The 23,157-nt window shown below is 64.7% G+C and carries 21 protein-coding genes; 9 read left to right on the plus strand and 12 right to left on the minus strand.

The window, feature by feature from the left end; translation table 11 throughout:
• Positions 1 to 110: 110 nt before the first annotated feature.
• The 6 genes from RQH86_RS14955 to RQH86_RS14980 all read right to left on the minus strand — a co-directional run bounded on the left by RQH86_RS14955 (position 111) and on the right by RQH86_RS14980 (position 6,586).
• The gene (locus RQH86_RS14955; RefSeq protein WP_311238088.1) at positions 111 to 464 is read right to left on the minus strand and encodes a hypothetical protein; all 354 of its coding nucleotides are present in this window, start codon (positions 462 to 464) and stop codon (positions 111 to 113) included.
• Between the two features lie 98 nt (positions 465 to 562).
• Positions 563 to 2,191: a TldD/PmbA family protein gene (locus RQH86_RS14960; protein ID WP_311238087.1), complete on the minus strand. Its 1,629-nt coding sequence runs from the start codon at positions 2,189 to 2,191 to the stop codon at positions 563 to 565.
• A gap of 179 nt (positions 2,192 to 2,370) precedes the next feature.
• Positions 2,371 to 2,760, minus strand: coding sequence for a hypothetical protein (locus RQH86_RS14965; protein WP_311238086.1), 390 nt, complete (start codon positions 2,758 to 2,760; stop codon positions 2,371 to 2,373).
• 257 nt (positions 2,761 to 3,017) lie between these two features.
• Entirely contained in the window at positions 3,018 to 3,440 is a 423-nt protein-coding gene (locus RQH86_RS14970) for a hypothetical protein (protein ID WP_311238085.1), read from the minus strand.
• Positions 3,441 to 3,891: 451 nt separating this feature from the next.
• Positions 3,892 to 4,902, minus strand: coding sequence for a class 1 fructose-bisphosphatase (locus RQH86_RS14975; protein ID WP_311238084.1), 1,011 nt, complete (start codon positions 4,900 to 4,902; stop codon positions 3,892 to 3,894).
• A 481-nt stretch (positions 4,903 to 5,383) separates the two neighbouring features.
• Positions 5,384 to 6,586 carry an amino acid aminotransferase gene (locus RQH86_RS14980; protein ID WP_055852989.1) on the minus strand — a complete coding sequence of 401 codons (1,203 nt, stop codon included), beginning with the start codon at positions 6,584 to 6,586 and terminating at the stop codon, positions 5,384 to 5,386.
• Positions 6,587 to 6,742: 156 nt separating this feature from the next.
• On the opposite strand from RQH86_RS14980, the gene RQH86_RS14985 reads away from it, so the two are divergent.
• The 4 genes from RQH86_RS14985 (at position 6,743) to adh (ending at position 11,679) form a co-directional block, all read left to right on the plus strand.
• Positions 6,743 to 8,863: a TonB-dependent receptor gene (locus RQH86_RS14985; protein ID WP_311238083.1), complete on the plus strand. Its 2,121-nt coding sequence runs from the start codon at positions 6,743 to 6,745 to the stop codon at positions 8,861 to 8,863.
• 150 nt (positions 8,864 to 9,013) lie between these two features.
• Complete coding sequence (locus tag RQH86_RS14990; protein WP_311238082.1) at positions 9,014 to 9,310, plus strand: hypothetical protein; 297 nt, start codon at positions 9,014 to 9,016, stop codon at positions 9,308 to 9,310.
• Positions 9,311 to 9,485: 175 nt separating this feature from the next.
• The gene (locus RQH86_RS14995) at positions 9,486 to 9,890 is read left to right on the plus strand and encodes a hypothetical protein (RefSeq protein WP_311238081.1); all 405 of its coding nucleotides are present in this window, start codon (positions 9,486 to 9,488) and stop codon (positions 9,888 to 9,890) included.
• 259 nt (positions 9,891 to 10,149) lie between these two features.
• Positions 10,150 to 11,679, plus strand: a complete 1,530-nt coding sequence (adh, locus tag RQH86_RS15000; RefSeq protein ID WP_055852878.1) for an aldehyde dehydrogenase — start codon at positions 10,150 to 10,152, stop codon at positions 11,677 to 11,679.
• 267 nt (positions 11,680 to 11,946) lie between these two features.
• Here adh and RQH86_RS15005 read toward each other — a convergent pair whose 3' ends face one another.
• Together RQH86_RS15005 and RQH86_RS15010 are read right to left on the minus strand one after the other, a co-directional pair.
• Positions 11,947 to 13,275 (minus strand): peptidoglycan-binding domain-containing protein, encoded by a 1,329-nt coding sequence (locus RQH86_RS15005; protein WP_311238080.1) that lies wholly within the window; start codon positions 13,273 to 13,275, stop codon positions 11,947 to 11,949.
• Positions 13,276 to 13,346: 71 nt separating this feature from the next.
• On the minus strand, positions 13,347 to 13,907 hold the full coding sequence (locus RQH86_RS15010) for a hypothetical protein (protein WP_311238079.1): 561 nt from the start codon (positions 13,905 to 13,907) through the stop codon (positions 13,347 to 13,349).
• A 454-nt stretch (positions 13,908 to 14,361) separates the two neighbouring features.
• Here RQH86_RS15010 and RQH86_RS15015 point away from each other — a divergent pair, with 454 nt between their 5' ends.
• Positions 14,362 to 14,757 carry a DUF779 domain-containing protein gene (locus tag RQH86_RS15015; RefSeq protein WP_115515095.1) on the plus strand — a complete coding sequence of 132 codons (396 nt, stop codon included), beginning with the start codon at positions 14,362 to 14,364 and terminating at the stop codon, positions 14,755 to 14,757.
• A gap of 33 nt (positions 14,758 to 14,790) precedes the next feature.
• Here the strand turns inward: RQH86_RS15015 and RQH86_RS15020 are convergent, their stop codons facing one another.
• Positions 14,791 to 14,964, minus strand: a complete 174-nt coding sequence (locus tag RQH86_RS15020) for a hypothetical protein (protein ID WP_193553166.1) — start codon at positions 14,962 to 14,964, stop codon at positions 14,791 to 14,793.
• Between the two features lie 152 nt (positions 14,965 to 15,116).
• On the opposite strand from RQH86_RS15020, the gene RQH86_RS15025 reads away from it, so the two are divergent.
• The 4 genes from RQH86_RS15025 to RQH86_RS15040 all read left to right on the plus strand — a co-directional run bounded on the left by RQH86_RS15025 (position 15,117) and on the right by RQH86_RS15040 (position 19,477).
• Complete coding sequence (locus RQH86_RS15025; protein ID WP_311238078.1) at positions 15,117 to 15,515, plus strand: hypothetical protein; 399 nt, start codon at positions 15,117 to 15,119, stop codon at positions 15,513 to 15,515.
• Positions 15,515 to 16,471, plus strand: coding sequence for a Ku protein (locus RQH86_RS15030; protein WP_311238077.1), 957 nt, complete (start codon positions 15,515 to 15,517; stop codon positions 16,469 to 16,471). Before RQH86_RS15025 ends, RQH86_RS15030 begins: the two co-directional genes overlap by 1 nt.
• Positions 16,472 to 16,474: 3 nt before the next feature.
• Positions 16,475 to 18,586 carry a DNA ligase D gene (gene ligD, locus RQH86_RS15035; RefSeq protein ID WP_311238076.1) on the plus strand — a complete coding sequence of 704 codons (2,112 nt, stop codon included), beginning with the start codon at positions 16,475 to 16,477 and terminating at the stop codon, positions 18,584 to 18,586.
• 75 nt (positions 18,587 to 18,661) lie between these two features.
• Entirely contained in the window at positions 18,662 to 19,477 is an 816-nt protein-coding gene (locus RQH86_RS15040; RefSeq protein ID WP_311238075.1) for a hypothetical protein, read from the plus strand.
• 139 nt (positions 19,478 to 19,616) lie between these two features.
• On the opposite strand, the gene lldD is transcribed toward RQH86_RS15040, so the two are convergent.
• The 3 genes from lldD to RQH86_RS15055 form a co-directional block, all read right to left on the minus strand.
• Entirely contained in the window at positions 19,617 to 20,777 is a 1,161-nt protein-coding gene (gene lldD, locus RQH86_RS15045; protein WP_311238074.1) for an FMN-dependent L-lactate dehydrogenase LldD, read from the minus strand.
• 220 nt (positions 20,778 to 20,997) lie between these two features.
• Positions 20,998 to 22,515 carry a carotenoid oxygenase family protein gene (locus tag RQH86_RS15050; protein ID WP_311238073.1) on the minus strand — a complete coding sequence of 506 codons (1,518 nt, stop codon included), beginning with the start codon at positions 22,513 to 22,515 and terminating at the stop codon, positions 20,998 to 21,000.
• Positions 22,516 to 22,540: 25 nt separating this feature from the next.
• Entirely contained in the window at positions 22,541 to 22,933 is a 393-nt protein-coding gene (locus tag RQH86_RS15055; RefSeq protein ID WP_115515098.1) for a DUF2141 domain-containing protein, read from the minus strand.
• Between the last annotated feature and the right edge of the window lie 224 nt (positions 22,934 to 23,157).

Raw genomic sequence — 23,157 nt, forward strand, 5'->3', positions numbered from 1 at the left:
GCGATACTCACCGCTGCCCGGTGGTGAGTCAACTGACGGCACATGGAGTCGGCAGCCCTTGCTTGTCTCGCGCATCGTTGGCGATGCAATCATGACCGCTTACCCGGGATTCAATCGAAATGGATAACCCGTAATGCGCGCAATGACTGCGCTGCTTGCGCAGGCGGCAATGCCAGTGCTTGGCGATACAGTTGCGCCGACACCTTGCATCGCTGCGGTTCGGACCATGCAGCCCAATCGATCGGGTGCTGCGCCGAATCGATTGCCTCCCAAAACGGTTTGTTGCGGCGCAAGCGCGCTGCACGTTCTTCTGCGTCGGACACCGCGTGTTGCGGTGCCTGTGTTGCGGTGCTGGCGATCAGGTCGTCAAGCAGGCCAGGTACGCGTGCACGCGTTTCCTTGTTCTGTAGGCGTTCGCCGTTGTCCAGCAACGTGTTGCGGTTTGGATATACCAGCGAAGCCATCCAGCAAAGAGGGCACTGAGCGTCCCGTTAGCGCTGCGAGCACCTCGCCCTACACCGGCGAACAAACCATCCCGTTAGCCGCTTTCAGCTCAAAGACTTCAGCCCAACGAACGCGCGGTATTGATCACGTTGATGCCATCGAAACGTGCGGTGGCCGAGCCATGCGACACCGCCGACACCTGGCTCGGTTGCCCCTTGCCATCGAAGAACGAGCCGCCCAACCGGAAGTCGCGCGCGTCGCAGACCGCGCTGCAGGCGTTCCAGAATTCCGGCGTGCGGATTTGGTAAGCGCCGTCTTCCACCAGCCGCGTGACCTGGCCGTTTTCGATCTCGTAGAACAGCTGTCCACCGAACTGCGCGTTGTAGCGCTGCTGATCGATCGAGTACGAACCGCGTCCATGGATGTAGAGCCCGCGCTCGACGTTCTTGATCATGTCCGCCACCGCCAGCGGCGCCTTGCCCGCTGCCAGCGACACGTTGGGCATGCGCTGGAACTGCACGTTGGACCACGAATCGGCGTAGCTGCAGCCGTCGGAAGCGGTCTTGCCGAGCAGATGCGCCTGATCGCGCGTGCATTGGTAATCGACCAGAATGCCGTCCTTCACCAAGTCCCATTGCTTGGTCTTGACGCCCTCATCGTCGTAGCCCACTGCACCCAGGCTGCCTGGCTGCGTCTTGTCGGCGACAAAGGTCACCGCGTCGCTACCCCAGCGGAACTTCGCATCGCGCTTATCCAGCGTGGCGAAACTGGTGCCGGCGTAATTGGCCTCATAGCCCAGCACGCGATCGAGCTCGAGCGGGTGGCCCACTGATTCGTGGATGGTGAGAAACAGATTGCTCGGGTCGATCACCAGATCGTACTTGCCGGCCTTCACCGACGGCGCAGTGAGCTTGGCGCGCGCCTGCTTTGCCGCGGCAATGGCGTCTTCGCGCGCATCGTAGCTGTTTCCATAACCGACCAGCCCGCCAGGCAGCGCGTGCTTCTCGCGCGCATAGCCATCCAGATACTCATACCCCATGCCCATCGGCGAGGACAGCCCGTCGCGGGTACGGAATTTGCCGCTGGCCTTGTCCACCGCGGTCACGGTGAAGGGCAGCCACAGCCGGTGCACATCCTGGTCGATATACGAGCCATCGCTGCTGGCGAAATACTTCTGTTCGTTGATCGCAAACATGCGCGAGGCCACGAAGGTGGCGCCGGCGTTGAGCGCGGCCGCGTTGACGTCCATCAGTAGCGCGACTTTGTCTTGCAGCGGCACTTCCATCGCGTTTTTCTTGATCGGTGTCTTCCAACTGACCTGCCCGGCCGGCGTCACCGGCGCCAGCTGCACCGGCGTGCCGCCCAGCCGCGCATTGGCCTTGGCAATCGCCACCGCCTGCCGCGTGGCGGTGGCCACGCTATCGCTGGTCAGCGTATTGGTTGCCGCAAAGCCCCATGCACCCTCGGCCAGCACGCGCACGCCTACGCCACTGGATTCGGCATTGACCACGTTCTCCACCTGCGCCTCGCGAGTGATCACGAACTGGCGCAGATACCGGCCCACACGAACATCGCAATAGCTGGCACCGGCCGCCTTGGCCGTGGTCAATGCGGTATCGGACAAGCGGCGGTTGCGTGCCGCATCCACCGGGCTGAGCAATTGTTCGGCAGCGATCAGACGCGTATGCGGCAATAACAGACCGGCTGCGCCGACGCCGGACAAGGTGAGGAAGGTACGACGGTCCACAGCGGTTCTCCGTTGAAGGCGAGCGGCACGACTCCCCGCCGCGCCAGCCCCCGAGACTGGCCGCTGTGGGCGTTGGCGGTCAAGGGGGCAATGGCGACGCGGCATCTGGCAGCTCCATCTGCAGCGCCGTCATGCCCATCGCGTAAACCTTGGGTTCCAGGCAATGCGCCATGGCGGGCTCAGCGTGCAGGTAGAGGCCGCAATCGCCGGTCCAACAGATAGCCTAGCAGGCCGCCAAATGCGATCGGCAGCAGCGCATAGATCGGGATGAAGATCAGCGCCAGCGCCGACTGCGCGTCGGCACGCAGATCCAGCGTGGCGTGCGCCCAGGCCAACGCACCGAAGCCAAGCAGGCACGGCAATAGCAGCGCGACCGCCCGCCGGTACGCAAAACTGATCGCCAGCAGCGCCCCCCAGGCGATTGCGTTGAATCCGCCCAACAACAGCCACCCGCCTAAGCCGGTGTCGGTGTATTGCCGCAACCAGTCCATGCCACACGGCAGTCGCACCGCGTACGGAAGTACCAGGCCAACAACAACCAGCAGGCAACGGGCAGTGCGCATGCGCATCGGTAAAGCTCGGTTGGCGCGGCGGGAGTGCGAGCGCGCCAATACTTGTGGATGGATGCGCGTGCGTCAACGTCCCCTGGCATGCAACATGTGGCCATCCGTTCGCGCCATAGATCGACATCTGGCTGGTAAAGCGCGTGCCATGCTGATGAGCATGGCGGCACCGTGTGCCGCGCGAACATCCTGCAGCCCAGCATGTCTTGCGTTTGGTGGTGCGCAGCGAGGAACACCACGGCTATACGCTGCAGCTGCGCGTTTTACGGTGATTTCCTGGTGTACTGGTACAGCAAGCCGGCGAATGCGGCCCAGACGATGGTGGATCCAAAAAATATCGTCGCAGCCCGCAGGGAATCGGTTAGATCCGGGACATGGCCAAACAAGTACAGCCAACAGTCGACGATCGCTGCACTGATTGCCCCGGCCAGGGCCGCGTAGCGAGGAAGCGCGTGTTTCAGCCTGGGAACCAAGTGCAATACGGGCACGCCCAGAACCAGAAATGCAGGCAAACCCATGACGAATGAAATAACAAAAAAACCAGAAAGAAGGCTGCCTGCACTATCAGCATCGACGAAAAGCACTGCCATGGTGAAAAGGATGAAGCTGCTGAAAATTGACGCGGTAAGGCAGGCGTATATCGAGACGGCAGGAATCTTCAAGCCCGCTTTCGCCACCTTTGCCATGGCTAGCAATAACGCCTTGCTCTGAAGCGGCCCACGTCATGTCGGCTGCGTCGCAGCGAAGGTCGCATTCAAGATCAACACGCCAGTTCTCCAATGCGGATGCGGTCGCCGTCATCAAGCCTGCAATGCACATCCTGCCTGGGGCAGAGCAGATGACCTCCACGCGCGCTGTGAATGTCCACAAGTGCAGATCCACCTTGTGCGTACGTGTACACAACGTACTTGGGTTCCTCGCCTGTCTCGAATAGCAGGCCCTGCCAGGAACCGGCATAGGGCTCGAGGCGAGCGACACATGCGCTTGTGTAGGTCGCCAGGCCTCTGCGGTCGTTGGCATAGTTGCGATCTATCACCAACCAATACGCCACTCCTGGCGACAATCCTCAAGACACCCGCACCAGGCGGGTGTCTTGAGTAAATCAGGCCTTGTCCGTGGCCAAGCCGAAACTTGGCCTTACGCCTTATCCGCATCCAGGTGATACCGCGTGGCCTGCGCCACTTCATTCTTCGAGCCCAGGAACACCGGCACGCGCTGATGCAGTTGCGTGGGCTGGATGTCCAGGATGCGTTCGCGCCCGGTGGTGGCCGCACCGCCGGCTTGTTCCACCAGCATGCTCATCGGGTTGGCTTCGTACATCAGGCGCAGCTTGCCGGGCTTGGACGCGTCCTTCTTGTCCCAGGGGTAGATGAAGATGCCGCCGCGGGTAAGGATGCGGTGCACGTCGGCGACCATGCTGGCGATCCAGCGCATGTTGAAGTCCTTGCCGCGCGTGCCGTCCTTACCGGCCAGCAAATCGCCCACATAAGCCTGCATCGCCGGCTCCCAGTGGCGCTGGTTGGACATGTTGATGGCGTATTCGGCGGTGTCTTCGGGCACGCGCATATCGGCCTGGGTCAGCAGGAAGCTGCCTTCTTCGCGCTCCAGGGTGAAGGCGTGGGTGCCGTGGCCGAGCGTGAGTACCAGCATGGTGCTGGGGCCGTAGATACAGTAGCCGGCGGCAACCTGCTGGGTGCCCGGCTGCAGGAAGTGTTCGTCGCCGGGCTTTTCGGTGCCCTTGGGCGCGCGCAACACCGAGAAGATGGTGCCCACCGAGACGTTGACGTCGATGTTGGAGCTGCCATCGAGCGGGTCGAACAGCAGCAGGAAATCGCCGCTGGGGTATTGGTCGGGCACCGGCTGGCTGTGGTCCATTTCTTCGGAGGCGCACGCGGCCAGGTGGCCGCCCCAGGCATTGGCTTCGAGCAGGATGTCGTTGCTGAGCACGTCGAGCTTTTTCTGCGCCTCGCCCTGCACGTTGCCGGTGCCGGCATCGCCAAGCACGCCGCCCAGCGCACCCTTGCTCACGGCGATGGAAATACGCTTGCAGGCGCGCGAGACGATGGTGATCAGCTGGCGCAATTCCGCATCGATACGGCCGGCGTGTTGTTCTTCGATCAGGAAGCGGGTCAGCGAGGGACGCGACATGGGGGCGGGCAGCCTGTGTAGGAAGTGGGCCGCCATTGTCGCCATTGCGCCGTTAGATTTCGATCACTTGCTGCGCGTTTCAGAGCGCGGTTGATCGAACATGTGCGAATGGGGGGCTGCGATGGTTGCGCTGCGCTTGCCCCCATCCGCCCTTCGGGCACCTTCCCCCGCGGGCGGGGGAAGGGAGCAGGCAGTGCGCGTCGCCCGTCGATAGCGTGGCTGCTCCCGTGCATGCGGGGCTGGCGGGCGCAGCGCCTGTCGTCGCCCGCGGCTTGTGCCTCTGGCGAGCGACGGCGTCGGGCCTGGAACGTGTCGCCGCCCTGTCACGTGGATTGTCCGCGGTGGGCTGTGGAGCGCGTCGTGTGGCCGCAGGCCTGCCAAAGGCTCTGCTGCGCGGGCATAAAAAAAACGGGAGGCTTGCGCGCTCCCGGTACTTGCGTTGCGTAGATCGACCGATGCGGTCAACCGCATCGGTGGCCGCTTACATCCGGCTGACGGTCGCCACGGCCTGGGCCACGTAGTCCAGATTGCGCTGGCTCAGTGCGGCCACGCAGATGCGGCCGGTGCCCACGGCGTAGATGGCGAACTCGTCGCGCAGGCGGTCTACTTGCGACCTGGTCAGTCCCGAGTACGAGAACATGCCGGCCTGGCGCTGGATAAACTCAAATTCCGGCGAGCCCAGCGTGGCCAGCCGCTCGACCAGACCGGCGCGCAGGGCGTGGATGCGCTCGCGCATTTCGGTCAATTCCTGCTCCCACACATCGCGCAGTTCCGGGCTGGTCAGCACGCCGGCCACCAGTGCGGCGCCGTGCGTGGAGGGGCTGGAATAGATGGTGCGGATGATGCGCTTGACCTGCGACTGCACGGCCTTGGCTTCGGCCGCAGTGGCCGAGACCACCGACAACGCGCCCACGCGCTCGCCATACAGCGAGAACGACTTGGAATACGAGCTGGCCACCACGTAGCTGTCGATGCCTTCGGCAGCGAGCAGGCGCACCGCGTAGGCATCGGCCTCGATGCCCTTGTCGAAGCCCTGGTAGGCGATGTCCACGAACGGGAACAGGTTGCGTTCCTTCAACAGGCCGGCAACCTGCTTCCACTGGTCCTTGGTCAGGTCCGCGCCAGTGGGGTTGTGGCAGCAGGCGTGCAGCAGCACCACCGTGCCCGGTTCGAGTTTTGCCAGATCGGCGAGCATGCCGTCGAAATTCAGGCCGTGGGTCGCTGCGTCGAAGTAGGTGTAATCCACGACCTCGAAGCCGGCCGCGCCGAACACCGCGCGGTGGTTTTCCCAGCTCGGGTTGCTGATGGCGATGGTGGAGGTGGGCAGCAGCTTCTTGAGCAGGTCTGCGCCCACGCGCAGCGCACCGCTGCCGCCGACGGTCTGCGAGGTCGCCACACGCCCGGAGGCCACCAGTGCCGATTCGGCACCGAACAGCAGCTCCTGGGTGGCCTTGTCGTAGGCAGCCAGACCGTCGATGGGCAGATAGCCGCGCGGTTTGGCTTCCTGCGCGAGCTGCTGCTCGATCTTGTGCACGGCGCGCAGCAGCGGGATGCGGCCGTTTTCGTCGTAATAGATACCCACGCCCAGATTGACCTTGTTGGGGCGGCTATCGGCGTTGTAGGCCTCGGTCAGGCCCAGGATGGGGTCGCCTGGAACCTGTTCTACGTTTGCAAAGAAGGACACGGCATGACTCACTGAAGGACGAAAGAGTGGGGTACTTCCGGATCGTTGACCGCTGCTGGGCCAAACCACTTCATCGTAGCAGGGCGTGGCGGGCGTAGCATGCTTCGTTCCGCACGCAACGATACGGCCACAGGACGGATGAGGGACACTACGCGCATGCCCAGACTCACCTTGTTGGCCGCCGCGTGCGGCGTGTTCGTTGCGAGCGCCGTTGCGCCCGCCCTGGCCGCCGAGCCCACACCCCAACTGCTGCCAGCCGTGCAGGTGGATGCCGCGCGCGTGCACGGGGTGGACGACTTCGACCTGCCGGCCTCGTTCACCGTGGTGTCGGCCGACGACGACAACCGCCGCGGCGCGCAGGTGTCCGAGCTGCTGGACGGCATCCCCGGGCTGGTGGCGCGCGACCGCCAGAACTACGCGCAGGACACCCAGCTGTCGATCCGCGGCTTCGGTGCGCGCTCCACCTTCGGCGTACGCGGCGTGCGCCTGCTGGTGGACGGCATCCCGGCGAGCATGCCCGATGGCCAAGGCCAGTTGTCGCACTTCAACGTGCTGGGTGCCGAGCGGGTGGAAGTGCTGCGCGGGCCGTTTTCGGCGCTGTACGGCAACTCTTCCGGCGGCGTGCTGCAGCTGTGGAGCGCCGATGGCAAGCCGGATGATCCATGGCGGCTGCGTGCCACCTACGGCAGCAGTGCCACCGTCAATGTGGGCGCACAGTTGCTCGGCCAGCAGGGCGCGGTGCACTACAACCTGGCCGCCAATCACTTCGAAACCGACGGCTTCCGCGACCATAGCCGCGCCAAGCGCGACTCGGTCAATGCCAAGCTCGGTTTCGATCTGGCGCCCGGCAGCCGGCTGGATCTGGTGCTCAATTATCTCGACGCGCCCGATGCACAGGACCCGCTGGGTCTGACCCGCGCGCAATTCAACGCCGACCCCCGCCAGGCCACATCGGTGGCCACGCAGTTCAATACCCGCAAATCGGTGCGCCAATCGCAGGCCGGGGCGATCTTCACCCAGCAATTCGACAGCCAGACGCTGCGGCTGATGGCCTATGGCGGGCAGCGCAGCGTGGAGCAGTTTCTGGCGGTGCCGGTGGCGGTGCAGCGCAACCCGCTGCACGCCGGTGGCGTGATCGATCTGGACAGCAATTACGAAGGCGCCGACGCGCGCTGGGCGTGGCAGGGGCAGGCGCTGGGCCGGCCGCTGCAGCTCACCGTGGGCGCGAACGTCGATCGCCAACGGCAGCACCGCACCGGCTACGAAAACTTCGTTGGCGCCACGTTGGGCGTGCAGGGCGCGCTGCGCCGCAATCAGCGCGATCAGGTCGAAAACGTGGACCAGTTTGCGCAGGCCTGGTGGCAGTGGAGCGACCGCTGGTCTGCATTGCTGGGCGTGCGGCATAGCCAGGTGCGTTTCAAGTCGGACGACCACTACATCGTGGGCCGCAATCCCGACGATAGCGGGCGGCGCGATTATTCGGCCACCACGCCGGTGGGCGGCATCGTGTTCCGCGCCACCGACGATCTGCGTTTTTACGCCTCCGCCGGACGCGGCTTCGAAACACCCACCTTCAACGAGCTGGGCTATCGCAACGATGGCGCTGCCGGTCTGGCGCTGGATCTGGGCTCGGCCACGAGCCGCAACTACGAAGTCGGCAGCAAGTGGCGCGCGCAGAGCGGCGCGGCGCTGCAGCTGGCGCTGTTTCGCGCCGACACCGACGACGAACTGGCGGTGGCCAGCAACACCAACGGCCGCAGCACCTTCCGCAACATCGGCGCCACCCGCCGCCAGGGCGCCGAGCTCAGTTGGCAGCAACCGCTGGGCGCCACCCAGCAAGTGCAGCTGGCTTACACGTTTGTCGACGCCACCGTGCGTGATGGCTATCTCACCTGCGCCAGCAGCGGTTGCGCCACGCCCACCGCACCGGTGGCCAGCGGCTCGCGCCTGCCCGGCGTGCCGCGCCAGCAATTGTTCGCGCGTTGGCAGTGGCAGCCGGCGCAGTGGCAGTTTGCCGCCGAAACGGTGGCCTCCGACGCCACCGTGGCCAACGACCTGGCCACCGAACGTGCGCCCGGCTATGCATTGGTCAATCTGGAAGCCTCGCGCCGCTGGACCACTGCGCAGGGTGCGCTGCGTACGTTTGCACGCATCGACAACGCGCTGGACCGGCAGTACGTGGGCTCGGTGATCGTCAACGATGGCAACGGGCGCTATTACGAGCCGGGTCCGGATCGCACGTACACGGTGGGACTGCAGTGGGATTTTGGTGGCTGAGCAGGCCGCAGGCGGTGCGCGTCCAACAACGCGCCCGCTGCCCCGTAGGAGCGCACCCGGGCGCGACGAAGCCGTCCCGGTAACACGCCTCGCTACGCGGCCGCCACAGCGGCGCGCAGCGGCATCTTCAGCAAAACGCCAGGCCACACCATGCGCGTCATCGATCACGCCCCCGCAGACTGGTTTCTCCTGCGCGAGGACAGCCGCTACTGGCTGGACATCAACTGCACGATGTCGGCCACCGGCTTCTCGATCCTGCTGTCGTTGAATGCAACAGAGCTCGCCGATGTGTTGGTAGACGCGCACGCCGCCTGCGCGCAACTGGCGGCGCAGGTACAAGCCAGACCACACGCCTATGCCGTGCGCGATAGCAGCGACCTGCATGGCAACCGCGTGCTTGCGGCAGTGCAGGCATGGCGCGCCGCAGGAGGTAAGACGGCGGCTTGAAGCAGCGTCGCGCCATGCGAAGAAGGCTGTCGTCACTCAACACGTGCGTGATAGTTTGGAGCACTCATTCACTGCAAGGAGCGCAACGATGACAGCCTGGAAGCAAGCGTTGGTTTTTTCGGCGACGGTGGCGTGTCTGCTGGCCTGCAATGTGGCCAGGGCAGACCATATGGACATGCGCATCGTGCACGACTACCCCGCCGGTGCCCCGGCTATCGCACAGATCCATGCCTGGCTGCTGCAGCAAACCAGGCCGAGCGGTCAAACCAGGCAGATGCCGCCGCCAGCCGCTGCCGATTTGGGCACTGTTCGCGTCAGCACCGTCCTTTTCGACAGGCCCATGGGCTCACGCATCGATGCAGCCACCGCGGCACTGCCCCTGCCGTCGCAAGGCCGCCCGCGCGATGAGGTCACCATCGATGCGTGCAATGCCGGTCAGCGTTATCGCTGGGTCTATGTATGGCAGCAGACGCCGGCCGCTGCATGGCAGTTGCGCTCCTACCATCAAAAAAGCGTCGCCGACTGCAAGGCACCGCTGGACGAGCCGATGCCGTCAGGGACACACACAACCACGCGTTGACCTTGGCGACACGACAGTGCCCGCACGCCGATATCAACGTCACGCTGCCATCGGTATTGCCGCCACACGCGCTCTTTACTGCGTCTTGATCGTCGCCTTACGCCTGTAGGCGATGATGCGCTGCAATGCATTTCAGCGGGAAAACCAGTCTTTCTGCATAGCAGGAAATGACGCAGCGCAACAGCGCCTGACATGACATTGCGCTAGCACTCGGGCGGGTATACACGTTCGCATCGGACCACGCTGCCAGGAGACCATGATGAACGCGCTTGCCTCAACCAAACCGCTCAATACCGACCCGCAGTCCATCTTCAAATCGCGCTACGACAACTTCATCGGCGGTGCGTGGGTTGCGCCGCATGGTGGCCAGTATTTCGACAACACCACGCCGATCAGCGGCAAGGTGTTTACCTCGATTGCGCGCTCCACCGCACCGGATATCGAAGCGGCGCTGGATGCTGCGCACGCGGCAAAAGAGGCCTGGGGCAAGACTTCCACCACCGATCGCTCCAATGTGCTGCTCAAGATCGCCGACCGCATCGAGCAGAATCTGGAATTGCTGGCCTATGCCGAAACCTGGGACAACGGCAAACCGGTGCGCGAAACGCTCAATGCCGATGTGCCGCTGTGCGTGGATCACTTCCGTTATTTTGCCGGCGCGATTCGTGCGCAGGAAGGTGGCATTTCCGAGATCGACAGTGACACCATCGCCTACCATTTCCACGAGCCGCTCGGCGTGGTGGGGCAGATCATTCCGTGGAATTTCCCGTTGCTGATGGCGTGCTGGAAACTGGCGCCCGCACTGGCCGCCGGTAACTGCGTGGTGATGAAGCCGGCCGAACAGACGCCGGCGTCGATCCTGGTGTTGATGGAGGTCATCGGCGATCTGCTACCGCCCGGCGTGCTCAACGTGGTCAATGGCTTTGGGTTGGAGGCTGGCAAGCCGCTGGCCAGCAACCCGCGCATCGCCAAGATCGCCTTCACCGGCGAAACCACCACCGGCCGGCTGATCATGCAATACGCCAGCCAGAACCTGATTCCGGTGACGCTGGAGTTGGGCGGTAAATCGCCCAACATCTTCTTTGCCGATGTGATGGCCGAAGACGATGATTTTCTCGACAAGGCGGTGGAAGGTTTTGTGCTGTTTGCCTTCAATCAGGGCGAGGTGTGCACTTGCCCCTCGCGCGCGCTGATCCAGGAATCGATCTACGACAAGTTCATGGAAAAAGCGCTCAAGCGCGTAGCCGCAATCAAGCAGGGCAACCCACTCGATCCCAACACCATGGTCGGCGCGCAGGCATCGAGTGAGCAGCTGGAAAAGATCCTGTCGTACATCGACATCGGCAGGCAGGAAGGCGCCGAAGTGTTGATCGGTGGCGAGCGCAACACGCTCGATGGCGAGCTGGCCGAGGGCTTCTACGTCAAGCCCACCGTGTTCAAGGGCCACAACAAGATGCGCGTGTTCCAGGAAGAAATCTTCGGACCGGTGGTGTCGGTGACCACCTTCAAGGACGAAGCCGAGGCGCTGGCGATTGCCAACGACACGCTCTACGGCCTGGGCGCTGGCGTGTGGAGTCGTGATGCGTCGCGGTTGTACCGCATGGGCCGCGCGATCCAGGCCGGGCGAGTGTGGACCAACTGCTATCACGCCTATCCCGCGCATGCCGCGTTCGGTGGCTACAAGCAGTCGGGTATCGGCCGCGAAAACCACAAGATGATGCTCGACCATTACCAGCAGACCAAGAACCTGCTGGTGAGCTATTCGCCGAAAGCGCTGGGGTTTTTCTGAGCCGATGGCGTGCCGCCTGTTCGGGCGGCACGCCATCAACAGCGCAGGCACGGCGCGTCCGTGTCGAGGGTGTCAGCGTGCCCCGTAGACGACGGCGTGGTCGTTGCGCGCTGCGGCTTTTATCACCCGAACGCAGCTCCTGCACGCAGTCCGTTGTCACGTTGCAATTGCTCGTCGCGTGTCCCGATCGATCAATCGCGCATGCAGCAACTCCTCGCAGGCAGCAGACCCTGCCGCCTGCAGGACGTTGCGATAACCGATGACCGGCTACATCGCCATCGCGCGGTTGGTTTCGCGCGCCGGCTCTTGTTCGATGCCGGTCGGCAGATCCTGCCGCAGTTTCTGCGTGGATTGCTCAAGCGTCTGTTGCACCGCCTGGTCGCGATCGACGTAGGCGCGGCGGTGTGCCGGGTCGTCCAGCCTGCCTTCTACCGCAAACAGACCGTTGCCCGCCTTGTTGGGCGTGACGTGGTCGATGCGGGTCAGTCCGCTGATGCTGGCGTCGTGGGTGAGGGTGCCGGCGGCCTGCTCCAGCTCCTTGCGGTCCTTGAACCCGCCCGCAGGGCCGAGCTTTTCCAGCGCGCCTACTGCCTGTTGGTACATCGCATGCTGCGGATGCGTCTGATCGGACAGCAGCGGTTGGCGCGACGACGCGTCACGTTGCTCCGCGGCGGCGGCATGCTCGGGCTGGCGTGGCTGGGCGCCGGCCAGCGCCTTGAAGGTATCCCGGCCGGCGATGCCGTCATCGCTCAGTTGGTGATCGCGCTGGAATGCCTGCACAGCCTGCAGGGTGCGATCGCCAAATTTGCCGTCGGTGCCCAATGGCTGGCCCTGGGCATCGGTATAGCCCAGCGCGTTGAGGCGTTGCTGCAGCGCTGTGACGTCCGGTCCGTGTTCGTTCTTGCGCAGCACGCCATCGGCCATTGGAGCGGCGCTCACCGCCGCGGCCCCGCCCGGCGCAGCGACTGTGCGGCCACTGCCTGAAATGTCCGTCACCTGGGCCGTACCGGTGAGGTTGGGCTGGGTGTGTTGCGGGCGCTGATCGGTGGTGATCGCGCCGCTGCTGATGTCGCGCACATAGCGCTCGGCCTGTGGAAGGTAGCTGGTGTTGATGTCCACATGCACGTGCTTGCCGAACGCACTGGGATTGCCGTTGTTGAAGCCGCCCTGGATGCCCACCGATTGCCCGTATTCGATGCGCGCACCGGTTTCCAGCTGGGTATTGCGCAGGTCCAGATGCCGGTACTGCGCGATCATTTCGCGGCTCGGGTCGGAGGCGGGCTTGTCGTAGATCTGCACGATCCCGTCGCTGGCATCCACGCGGCCGATATAGCCGCTGGCAATGGCCGGCACCGGCACCGCACTGGCCCCACCGGCCTGCAGCACGAAATCCTTCGACACGTAATGGTCGCCATCGCGCGAGACGGTTGCCGCGCCGTTGTAGTTGCCGAGCAGTTCTTCGCGTTCGCCGTTGACGGTGCCGTACACGCGCCCGCGCTCGTTACCGCGCGTGGGGTGATGGCGCTCGATGTCTTCGTAGTCGTGGATGTGCTGGACGCCGCGTCCGACCGATTCGACGATGGTGTACCTGGGCATGTGCAATTTCCTTATTGATAGCGAGACAACCAAGAGTGACGGCGTCTGCCCGCAGGCGGGCTAGCCGCCGATCAGCGCAGATGCTGGGTCAACTGCCAGCATTGCTGCGTGTAGTCGAACACATAGGCCTCCGGTGCCCCGACGGTCTTGATGACTTCTTCGTCGGGGGAGAACTCGGCCCTGATGAACTCTGCGCGCATGCGCTCGCCGTCGGGCTTGAGCTCCAGCTTCACCCGCGCCAGTTGCTCGGGCTGCTTGTCGGGCTCGTCGTAGGACCAGCGCGAATCGATCAGGACCAGCCGGAACGGCTCGCCGGGGCGGTCCACCGGCTTGGACGGGTCGCGCAGGTCGCGTTCTTCGACGTGTGGGGCACTGTAGGCCGCACGTAACGCCGGATCGGCGACGATCGCTTCCAGAAACGCAGAGAAGCCGTCTTCGGTTTTCTCGCAGGCTCCCTGGGGCAGCGCGGGGCGCTGTGCTGCCGGGGTGGCCGGAGGTGCCGGTTCCGGGGCGGCGGTTGTCGTGGCCGTGGAGGTCGGCGCAGCGGGATCGGCAGCGGCAGTGGACTCGGGCGCCTGACAGCCTTGCAGTAGCAGGGCAAGCAGGGCGGCGGTGAGCAGGCGTTGCTTCATGGTGTGGTTCCTTCCGTATGAGCGTTAAAGCGCACAGTGACCAGCACCACGTGACGCGCAGGCGTCGGGCGGATGCGGATGGCGCACAAAGGCGGAGTGTACGAGTGGCATGTGAGGGCGGCGACTATCGGCTGCGTCCGCGCGGCCGGTGCCTCTTGCGCGTACCGCCATGTCTGCGCTCCATGCGGCTGTGGGGAGCGGGCTCCACGCGCAGGTTGCGTGGTTGTCCGGTGCTGGGATGATGGTTGATCGCGGATACGGCCGAATCTGACTTGCCTCCTGCCGCTTGACCTCAAGCGGTGCACTTCCTCTGCAGAACACCTGGGTGGCTACGACCGTGGCGACCGACACACCCGACAGCCACATCCACTGTCGTATGCATGCGTGCCCGCATGACCGCGAGGGGCGTATCGTGCGCGATATGGCAGCCTGACGCGGCCATTGGAGGCGGATGATGCACGGCACGATCACCCAGACGGACCTGCCATTGCAGGTCATGGCCACGCTGCCAGCATTACAGCTGATCGACACACTGCGCGCGCGGCACGGCGATCTGCTGTTCCATCAATCCGGCGGGTGTTGCGATGGCTCGTCGCCGATGTGCTTTGCGGTGGGGGACTTCATCGTTGGCGATCGCGACGTGCTGCTGGGCGAGATCGGCGGCGCGTCGTTCTACATCAGCGCGCCGCAATTCGAGTACTGGAAGCACACCCAGCTGATCATCGATGTGGTGCCAGGCCGTGGTGGCATGTTCTCGCTGGAAAATGGCGAAGGCGTGCGATTTTTGGTGCGCTCGCGGCTCTTCAGTGATGACGAGTTCCGCCGTTTGCAGGCGGCGGGGCGGGCCTAGCATCGCCAGACCCGCCCCGCGACCGCGCCGCTGTCAGTGCCCGGCTGCCGGTGTGCTGCCCGGGGTCTTGGCAGGGGTGTCGTCATCGGCCGGGATCAAGCGGCCTGGTGCATCGCCTGCACCGCGATCCTCATACTGCTCGGCATCGCGCTTGCCGTGCTGTTCGCCCGGTTGGGTGGGTTGGTCGCGTAAGGGGTCGCGGGACATGGCGCCGCTCCTGCTGTCTGGATGGGCTGCCAGTTCAGCGCGTGCGCGGTGAAGGTCACGCAAATCGCACGATATAAGCGGATTTCTCACGTCTGGATCACGGCAGCGGCGCTACTGATGTGGGCCCTCAATGCTGCACCGTGGAGCAGACCATGCGCCCCCAGGACCGCCGTCCCGACCGTCGCCTGTTCAGTACGCAGGTGGAGCCTGCCGCGGCCAAGCGGACCCATCGCAAGCGACCACAAGTCGATGCAGTCGGTGTGGCGCAGGACTTCCAGTGCTACAGCCTGGCCGATTACCAGCGGCGCCGCCGCCGGGGCGGGCCCACCTGGCGCGATCTGTCGCCGGCCTATGCGTTCGCCCGCCTGACCCACGCTGCAGACTGGCCGCGCGGCAATGATGCGCACTGCGAGCAGGCGCTGGCGGCGCAGTGGGACAGCATGCGCGGCAACTCGCGCCTGGACTGGCCGCATGCGCGCACCATCGTCGAAGACGCGTGGCTGGCGCTGGATCATATTCCCGACGCAGCTATCCACGGAGCGGCGCACTGATGGCACGACCGATCTGGACCGGAACCCTGTCGTTCGGCTTGCTCAACGTGCCGGTAGCGTTGATGTCCGGCGAGCGCAAGGTGGACCTGCACTTCCGCATGCTCGACTCGCGCGACAAGAAGCCGATCCGCTTCGAGCGCGTCAACGCTGATACCGGCGATGAAGTGCCATGGAAGGAAATCGTCAAGGCATTCGAGTACGACAAGGGCAGCTACGTCATCGTCGAAGAGCAGGACATCCGCTCGGCGTCGCCGGAAAGCCACGAAACGGTGGAGGTGGAAACCTTTGTCGATGCGGCGGACATCGACCCGCGCTATTTCGAAAAGCCCTACATCCTGGTGCCAGGCAAGAAGGCCGAAAAAGGCTATGTGCTGTTGCGCGAAACGCTGCGCGACACCGGCAAGGTGGGTATTGCCAAGGTGGTGATCCGCACCCGTGAATACCTGGCCGCAGTGATGCCGCAGGGTGATGCGTTGATCCTGTTGCTGCTGCGCTATCAACAGGAAGTGGTGGACCCGCAGGATTTCAAATTGCCGGCAGGTGCGGTGGGCGAGTACCGCATCACCCCCAAGGAACAGGAGATGGCCAGGCAGCTGATCGAGTCGATGTCCGGCACCTGGCAGCCGGAGGACTATCACGACGAATTCCGCGGCAAGCTCGAGAAGATCCTGCGCAAGCGCATCCAGGAAAAGGGCGGCACCACGCAGGTGGAGGTGGAGCCCACCCAGCATGAAGACGCCACCACCAACGTGGTGGATTTCATGTCTTTGCTGCAGAAAAGCCTGCAGGCCAATACGCGCACACCAGCCAAGAAGACCGGCAGCGCTAGCGCGAACGCAGCGCCGGCCAAGAAGGCCGCAACCAAGAAGGTCGCCAAAAAAGCCACCAAGAAGACGGCGAGCAAGGCGACCAAGAAAACCGCTGCAAAAGCCGCGCCGCGCCGCAAGGCCGGCTAGCCGATGGGCCGGAACGACCACGCTACCAAGCGCAGATCCAAGCAGGTCAACTGGCGCATGCGGGCACTGGAGTTGGACGGCGCACGCGATGCGCCGTGTCCGACCGAATTGCGCGCGCAGCTCACGCTGTTGCGCGAGCAGGCCCCAGACGGCGATGGATGGCTGCACGAAATCAAATGGGATGGGTATCGCCTGCTGGCCGACCTGGTCGATGGCCGTGTGCAACTGCGCTCGCGTAACGATCAGGCATGGACCGAGCGCTTCCCGGAGGTAGTGAGCGCGCTGCAGGCGTTGCCGGTGCGCGACGCGCGGCTGGATGGTGAGCTGGTGGTGCTGGATGCGCAGGGACGTAGCGATTTCTCCGCATTGCAACGGGCGCTGGATGGCAGCGTGCGGCAGCCGCTGCGCTATCTCGTGTTCGATCTGCTCGGTGTGGCCGGCGTCGATCTGCGCGACACGCCGCTGCTGCAGCGCAAACAGCTGCTGCGTGCATTGCTGGGCGACACCCCAGGCACATTGGCCTACAGCGACCATGTGATCGGGCGCGGGCCAGCGGTGTTTGCGGCCAGCGCCGACAAGGGCTGGGAAGGCATCGTCAGCAAGCGCGCCGATGCGGCGTATCACGGCGGCCGCGGTGCGGATTGGGTCAAGACCAAGCACGAAGACAGCGACGAGTTTGTGGTGGTGGGCTATACCGATCCCAAGGGCGCGCGCAGTGGCTTCGGTGCCTTGCTGCTTGCACAACTGGACGGCAAGGCGCTGCGTTACGTGGGCCGCGTGGGCACCGGTTTCGATGACGCGTTGCTGGGCAAGATCACCACGCAACTGCGTGCGCTGCACAGCGACACCGCCACGTTGGAACTGTCATCGCATCTGCCGGGCCGTCCGCGCGATGTGCACTGGGTGCGGCCTGCGCTAATCGCCGAAGTGGCATTCCGTGGCTGGGCCAAGCAAGGGCTGTTGCGGCAGGCCGCATTCAAGCGCTTGCGGCAAGACAAACCCATGACCGATCTGGGTGGCGACCGCGCTGCACCCGCCAAGCGCGCGACCAAGACACGTGCTGCGGTAGCGAAATCGAGCGTGGCGACACGGGATACTGCGACCAAAAAAGTCTCCAGGACCACGAGCAGCGTTGCGAGCACGGCCACACCCAAACGCGCTGCCAAGGCAGCGTCCAAGAGCAGCACATCCGTAGCATCGAGCGTCACCAGCACTGCATCGGCCACGTCGAAGAAGACAGCGGCGGCGCTGCCCACCGACGGCGTCACCATCACCCATCCCGAGCGTGTGGTGTTTCCTGCGCTGGGCATCAGCAAGGGCGAGGTGGCGGCCTACTACCGTGCCGTCGCACCGCTGGTGTTGCTGGAAGTTGCGCGCCGGCCGCTGTCGTTGCTGCGCTGCCCCGATGGCGTGGGTGGCGACTGTTTCTTCCAGAAGCACCAGGGTCGGCAACTGGGCGCGCATATCGAAGCAATTGCGCTCAAGCAGAAAAGCGGCACTGAGGAGTATTTGTATATCGAGGATGCAGCCGGCTTGCTCGAGCTGGTGCAGATGAACACGCTGGAGCTGCATCCGTGGGGGGCGTGCATCGACGACCCGGAGCATCCGGACCGCCTGGTGTTTGACCTGGATCCGGGCGAACAGGTCGCCTGGTCCGCCGTGGTGGCCGCCGCGCGCGACATCCGCACCAAGCTGCGCGCGGCGGGACTGGAAAGTGCAGTGCGCTTATCCGGTGGCAAGGGGCTGCATGTCGTCGTGCCGATCGTGCCCGATGCCAGCTGGGAGCAAGCGCGCGATTTCTGTGAGGCATTCGCGCAGGCGCTGGCCACACAGGCACCGGAGCGTTACGTGGCCACCATGAGCAAGGCCAAGCGCCATGGCGTGATCTTTGTCGACTGGCTGCGTAACGGCCGCGGCAACACCAGCGTGTGTTCGTGGTCGCTGCGTGCGCGGGAAAAGGCCACCGTCGCAGTACCGCTGCACTGGGAAGAGCTCAGCAAGATTAGCGGGCCGGATGCGTTTCCGATCGACAAGGCCGTGCAACGCGCCAAGCGACAGCGTAGTGACCCGTGGGCGGAGGTGCTACAGCTGCGCCAGCGCTTGCCCAAGGTGTGATCCACAAGGCCCGGAGTGGGCAGCACAGGCCGTGTTAGCCTGCGGACACTTGGATTGCGATGAAAGGACTCTGCAATGTCATTGATGCGCGCTTACGTCTTCATGTTTACCTGGCTGTGCGTGCTACCGGCCTTTGCAGCAGATGCGCTCGACCCGGTACTGGCCGGTATTCAAGGCAGCAATGTCGAAGCGGAGCAGGTGCGGACATCTGTCCGCGCGGCGCCCCTGTTACGTGGGCAGTTAGTGCAACTGGTCGATGCCGGGCAACTCAAGCGCATCCGTGTCGTCGCCGACACCGCGCAGCCAGTCGTCAAGGACCGTCCGTTCGCTGCGGCGGTTCTGGACAAGGAGATGATCCTCACCAGCGGGCTGCTACAGCAACTGCGTGACGCGCCACGCCCACATGCGCTACGTAGCGGCGACCTGGCCGCTGACAACCTGGTGTTTGTGCTCGCTCACCTGGCAGTGCACGCGGGAGTCAGCGAACGGCATGCACAGTTCGAGCGGACGCTGGCGGAAAAAATGGCTGCCGGCCTCCGCGATGCGCAGGCCAAGGGAACCGATTTCGACGCCACACCGATGGCGCAGGAGGCACTGAACCACAACATGGCGATCGAGGCTAATGCCTATATCGCCGGTTGGAACGCGGTGGTCGATGCGGCCCAGCACCAGGCATCGCCAAACGGCGGCCCGTTGCCCGAAGCGCAGCGCGCCGTGCTGCTGGGTCCGCTGCTTCTGAGTTTCCGCTACAACCAGGTACTGGAACGGGCAATGGACGGCGCGCAGGATCAGCGCGTGGTGCTCGGCGCAGACGGAATCCGTGCCGACACGCGTAACGTCTTCGCCATCGCCCAAGCGCTGATGGCCGGCAAGATGCTGGAGATCCAATAGCGCAGGCGCACGTCGTGCACCTCACGCCGGAATTGCGGTCTCGCGGCTAACGCGGCAGGTTGGACGACCAGGCGTTTTTGTCACTGCAGACAGGACGCAGTTGGTGTGTCCAGCCATAACTTTCAGGGCTGCATTACGGCTACGCAGACACCGTGGCCTCGCGCGTCACCCGGCTCAACGCATCGCCGCTGATCTCGGCAATCGAATGCGTGCCGGTCAGCGTCATCGCCACGCGCATTTCCTTCTCGATCAAAGTCAGCAAATTTTCTACTCCAGCCTGGCCGCCGGCCGCCAGCGCGTAGACGAATGCGCGGCCCAGCAACACCGCATCGGCGCCGAGCGCGAGCATGCGCACCACATCCAGCCCACTGCGGATGCCCGAGTCGGCCAGGATCTTGAGCTGCCCTTTCACCGCATCGGCAATGGCCGGCAACGCGCGTGCGCTGGACAGCACGCCATCGAGCTGGCGTCCACCGTGGTTGGACACCACGATGCCGTCGGCGCCGAAGCGCACCGCATCGCGCGCATCGTCCGGGTCCAGGATGCCCTTGATCACCATCGGCCCGGTCCAGAACTCGCGGATCCATTCCAGGTCCTTCCACGCAATCGACGGGTCGAAGTTGGCGCCGAGCCAGCCGATGTAGTCCTGCAAGCCGGTGGGGCTGCCTCGATAGGCCGAGATGTTGCCCAGATCATGTGGTTTGCCGAGCAGGCCCACGTCCCACGCCCAGCGCGGATGCGTCACCGCTTGCAGCATCCGCCGCAGCGATGCATTTGGCCCGCTCATGCCCGAGTGCGCATCGCGGTAGCGCGCGCCCGGTGTGGGCATGTCCACGGTGAATACCAGCGTGGTGACGCCGGCCGCTTTGGCGCGCTCCAGCGCGTTGCGCATGAAGCCGCGGTCCTTGAGCACATACAGCTGGAACCACATCGGCCGGCTGATGGCCGGCGCCACTTCTTCGATCGGGCACACCGACACCGTGGAGAGGGTGAACGGGATCCCGCGCGCGGCCGCCGCACGTGCGGCCTGCACTTCGCCGCGGCGCGCATACATGCCGGTGAGCCCGACCGGTGCCAAAGCCACTGGCATCGCCAGGGTTTCGCCGAACAGCTCGGTGCTCAGGCTCAGGTCGGACATGTTGCGCAGCACCCGCTGGCGCAGCGCGATATCGGCCAGATCCGAGACATTGCGCCGTAGCGTGTGCTCGGCATACGCGCCGCCATCGATGTAATGAAACAAGAAGGGCGGCAAGCGCGCCTGCGCGGCGGCACGGTAATCGGAAGCGGCAGAAATGATCATCGAAGACGGACGACAGCTGCGGGGTAGCCGTTGAGTGTAAGGCGATCGGTGTGTTGCGGGGATGGGCGGCGCGTCTGTTGGTAGCAACGCGTGTCTTACAACGGCCACGCTGTCCGTCAGTGTGGCGATGGCCTTGTCGTTCGCAACGCGCCATGCGTCGCTCGGTGAAGAAGGTTGTCAGCGGTCATAGGACGCAAGCGCGGCCAGGTCCGCCGCCGCGCTATGCAGCCGCCACAAAATGCCCATGGAATCCCAGCGGAATCGCGTAAGGCAGCCATGCCTGCGCGATCGGCCCGGCATCGATGTGCTGTGCGTCCAGCACCATCAACCCGGTGCGTGCGCGCTGGGTGTCGAGCACCGTTCCCACCAGCCAGCCCTGGTCCGGGCGCGTGCTGCCCGGCTTGGCGACGAACACATGTTCTTCGGCCAGCACATGCGGGCCGTAGCGGTGCACCTGGCGGCGGTCGCGTTCCAGGTCGTAGCCGGCCACGGCGTTGAGAAACGGCGACTGGTTCGGGCCATCGATGCACGGCGCATATAGACGTGCGCCGTGCGTGCGTGGGGTGCGGTGGTCGAACAGTGGCAGTTCCAGGTTGTCCACTGGATGCACCTGCCAGTGCGCGCGGCCGCTGGCCAGGTCCAGATGCAGGCTGCGTAGCTGCACCGCTGCCGGCTTGGCGTTCGGGTCGCCGTGCATGGCCGCGCGCATCGGCGAGCGGGCTTCTTCCGGATCGGTGTGCACGATGGCGCGCACCACGATACGGTCCTGCTGCGCGTAGGCATCGGCAAAGTGATAGGCCACCGCAAAGTCGGCCTCGAACCAGCGCGGTTGGTCCAGCGCATCCTTGGGCACCACCGCAATCCGGCAGGGGGCATCCGGGGTGAAGCGCATTTGCTCGAAGAACGCGCCGTCGCCGTCCAGCCGCCGATACGGCGCCATGACCAGGATCAGATGGCGATCGGTCATCGCAAAGCTGTGCATATAGGCCGGCGCATCGGTCTGCAGCAGCTGCACGTTGCGCAACGTGGCATCGGCGCCCAGGTGCCAGAGCACCACGCCGGTGGAGCCCACCACGCTGATCGAACCGACATTCCAGACGCTGCCATCGTGGTCGGTCAATGGGTGCGCAGAAAACGGCATCGCAGCCAGATCCTCGCGCCAGGTGACCGGGCCGATGGTGCTTAGCGCGTCGGGATCCAGTTCGATCGCCGAGCCGGCTTCCCATAGCGCGAACAGTCGGCCATTGAGCATCGTGACCGAGATGTTGGCGGTGTTGACGTCGTCGTTGTTGCGCGCCGGCTGCATGTCCGGCACGGAAGTGCCGGCCGCGCGATACAGAAAGCGCCCGGCCTGCTGCTCCTGGGTGAACTTGTGGGTGGCCACCATGCGTCCGCGGTGCTGCACCTGCCCACCGCCCAGCTGCCAGCGGTGCACCATGCCGTCGCCGTCGAACCAGTGCTCGTAACGAAACCCGGCTCGCTCGGTCCAGGCCGGGCCATTGCGATACAGGCTGCCTGCCAACCCCTCGGGCAATGTGCCCTGCAGCGTTGCGGTGGCCGGCCCCAGGGTGGGGCTGGTGACGCTACGCCAGCCCAGCAGCCACGGCGTGCGTTGCAACTGCGCCTGGAATGCGGCCGCTTCTGCGGCGTGTGCAGGCAGGCTGCGCAAGGCAAAGCCGCCCAGCGCAGCGCTGCCGGTGGCGGCCAGTAACGATTGCAGGAAGCGGCGGCGGTGCATGCATGGCTCCTTTCGCGCGTGGGCCTCAGCGCATCTGCACGCTGAGGCGTTTGCCGCTGGCCGGCAGGTCGAAGACGATTTCGTCGAAGCCGGGTTTACGCATGCCGGTGGGGTTGTTGCTGAAGCCGTAGCCTTCCACCGGCATGCCGATCAGGTTGGTGTCCAGCTTGCCGTTGGCGTTTTCGTCGTGATTGACCATCACCGCGTAGCGCCCGGGCGCCAGATTCTTGAACTGGATATGCGGTGCGCTGCCGGTGATCGGCACCGTCTGCGCCTGCACCGGTGGCTGGGCGCTATCCAGTTGCGCGGCGGTGGCGATCACCGCAATCCGTAACTGGCCCTGTTGCGAGCGCAGGCCGCTGATGCCCACGTCCAGATCGGCGGCGTTGACGGCAGCGCTACCAAGCAGGCTGACCAAGGCGACAACGGCGTAAGTGCGGGCAAGCATGCAACTCTCCTGGCAACGATGGGGGATGCGGCGCGCGCAGCCCGATGGTACGCAGCGCGCCAACCCGGCAGCGGTGGCGGCCGTCGCAGATCGGCCGATGCGCAGCGACACCAGACAGTGCGGCACTGCTCCCGCGTGCATGTGGCGCAGGCCGAACCGGTGTGCGAGCGCGCGAAGCCCTGCAGCGTTGCAGG

The sequence above is a fragment of the Xanthomonas sp. WCS2018Noco2-27 genome (assembly GCF_031843525.1).
In the GTDB taxonomy this organism is placed as follows: Bacteria; Pseudomonadota; Gammaproteobacteria; order Xanthomonadales; family Xanthomonadaceae; genus Xanthomonas.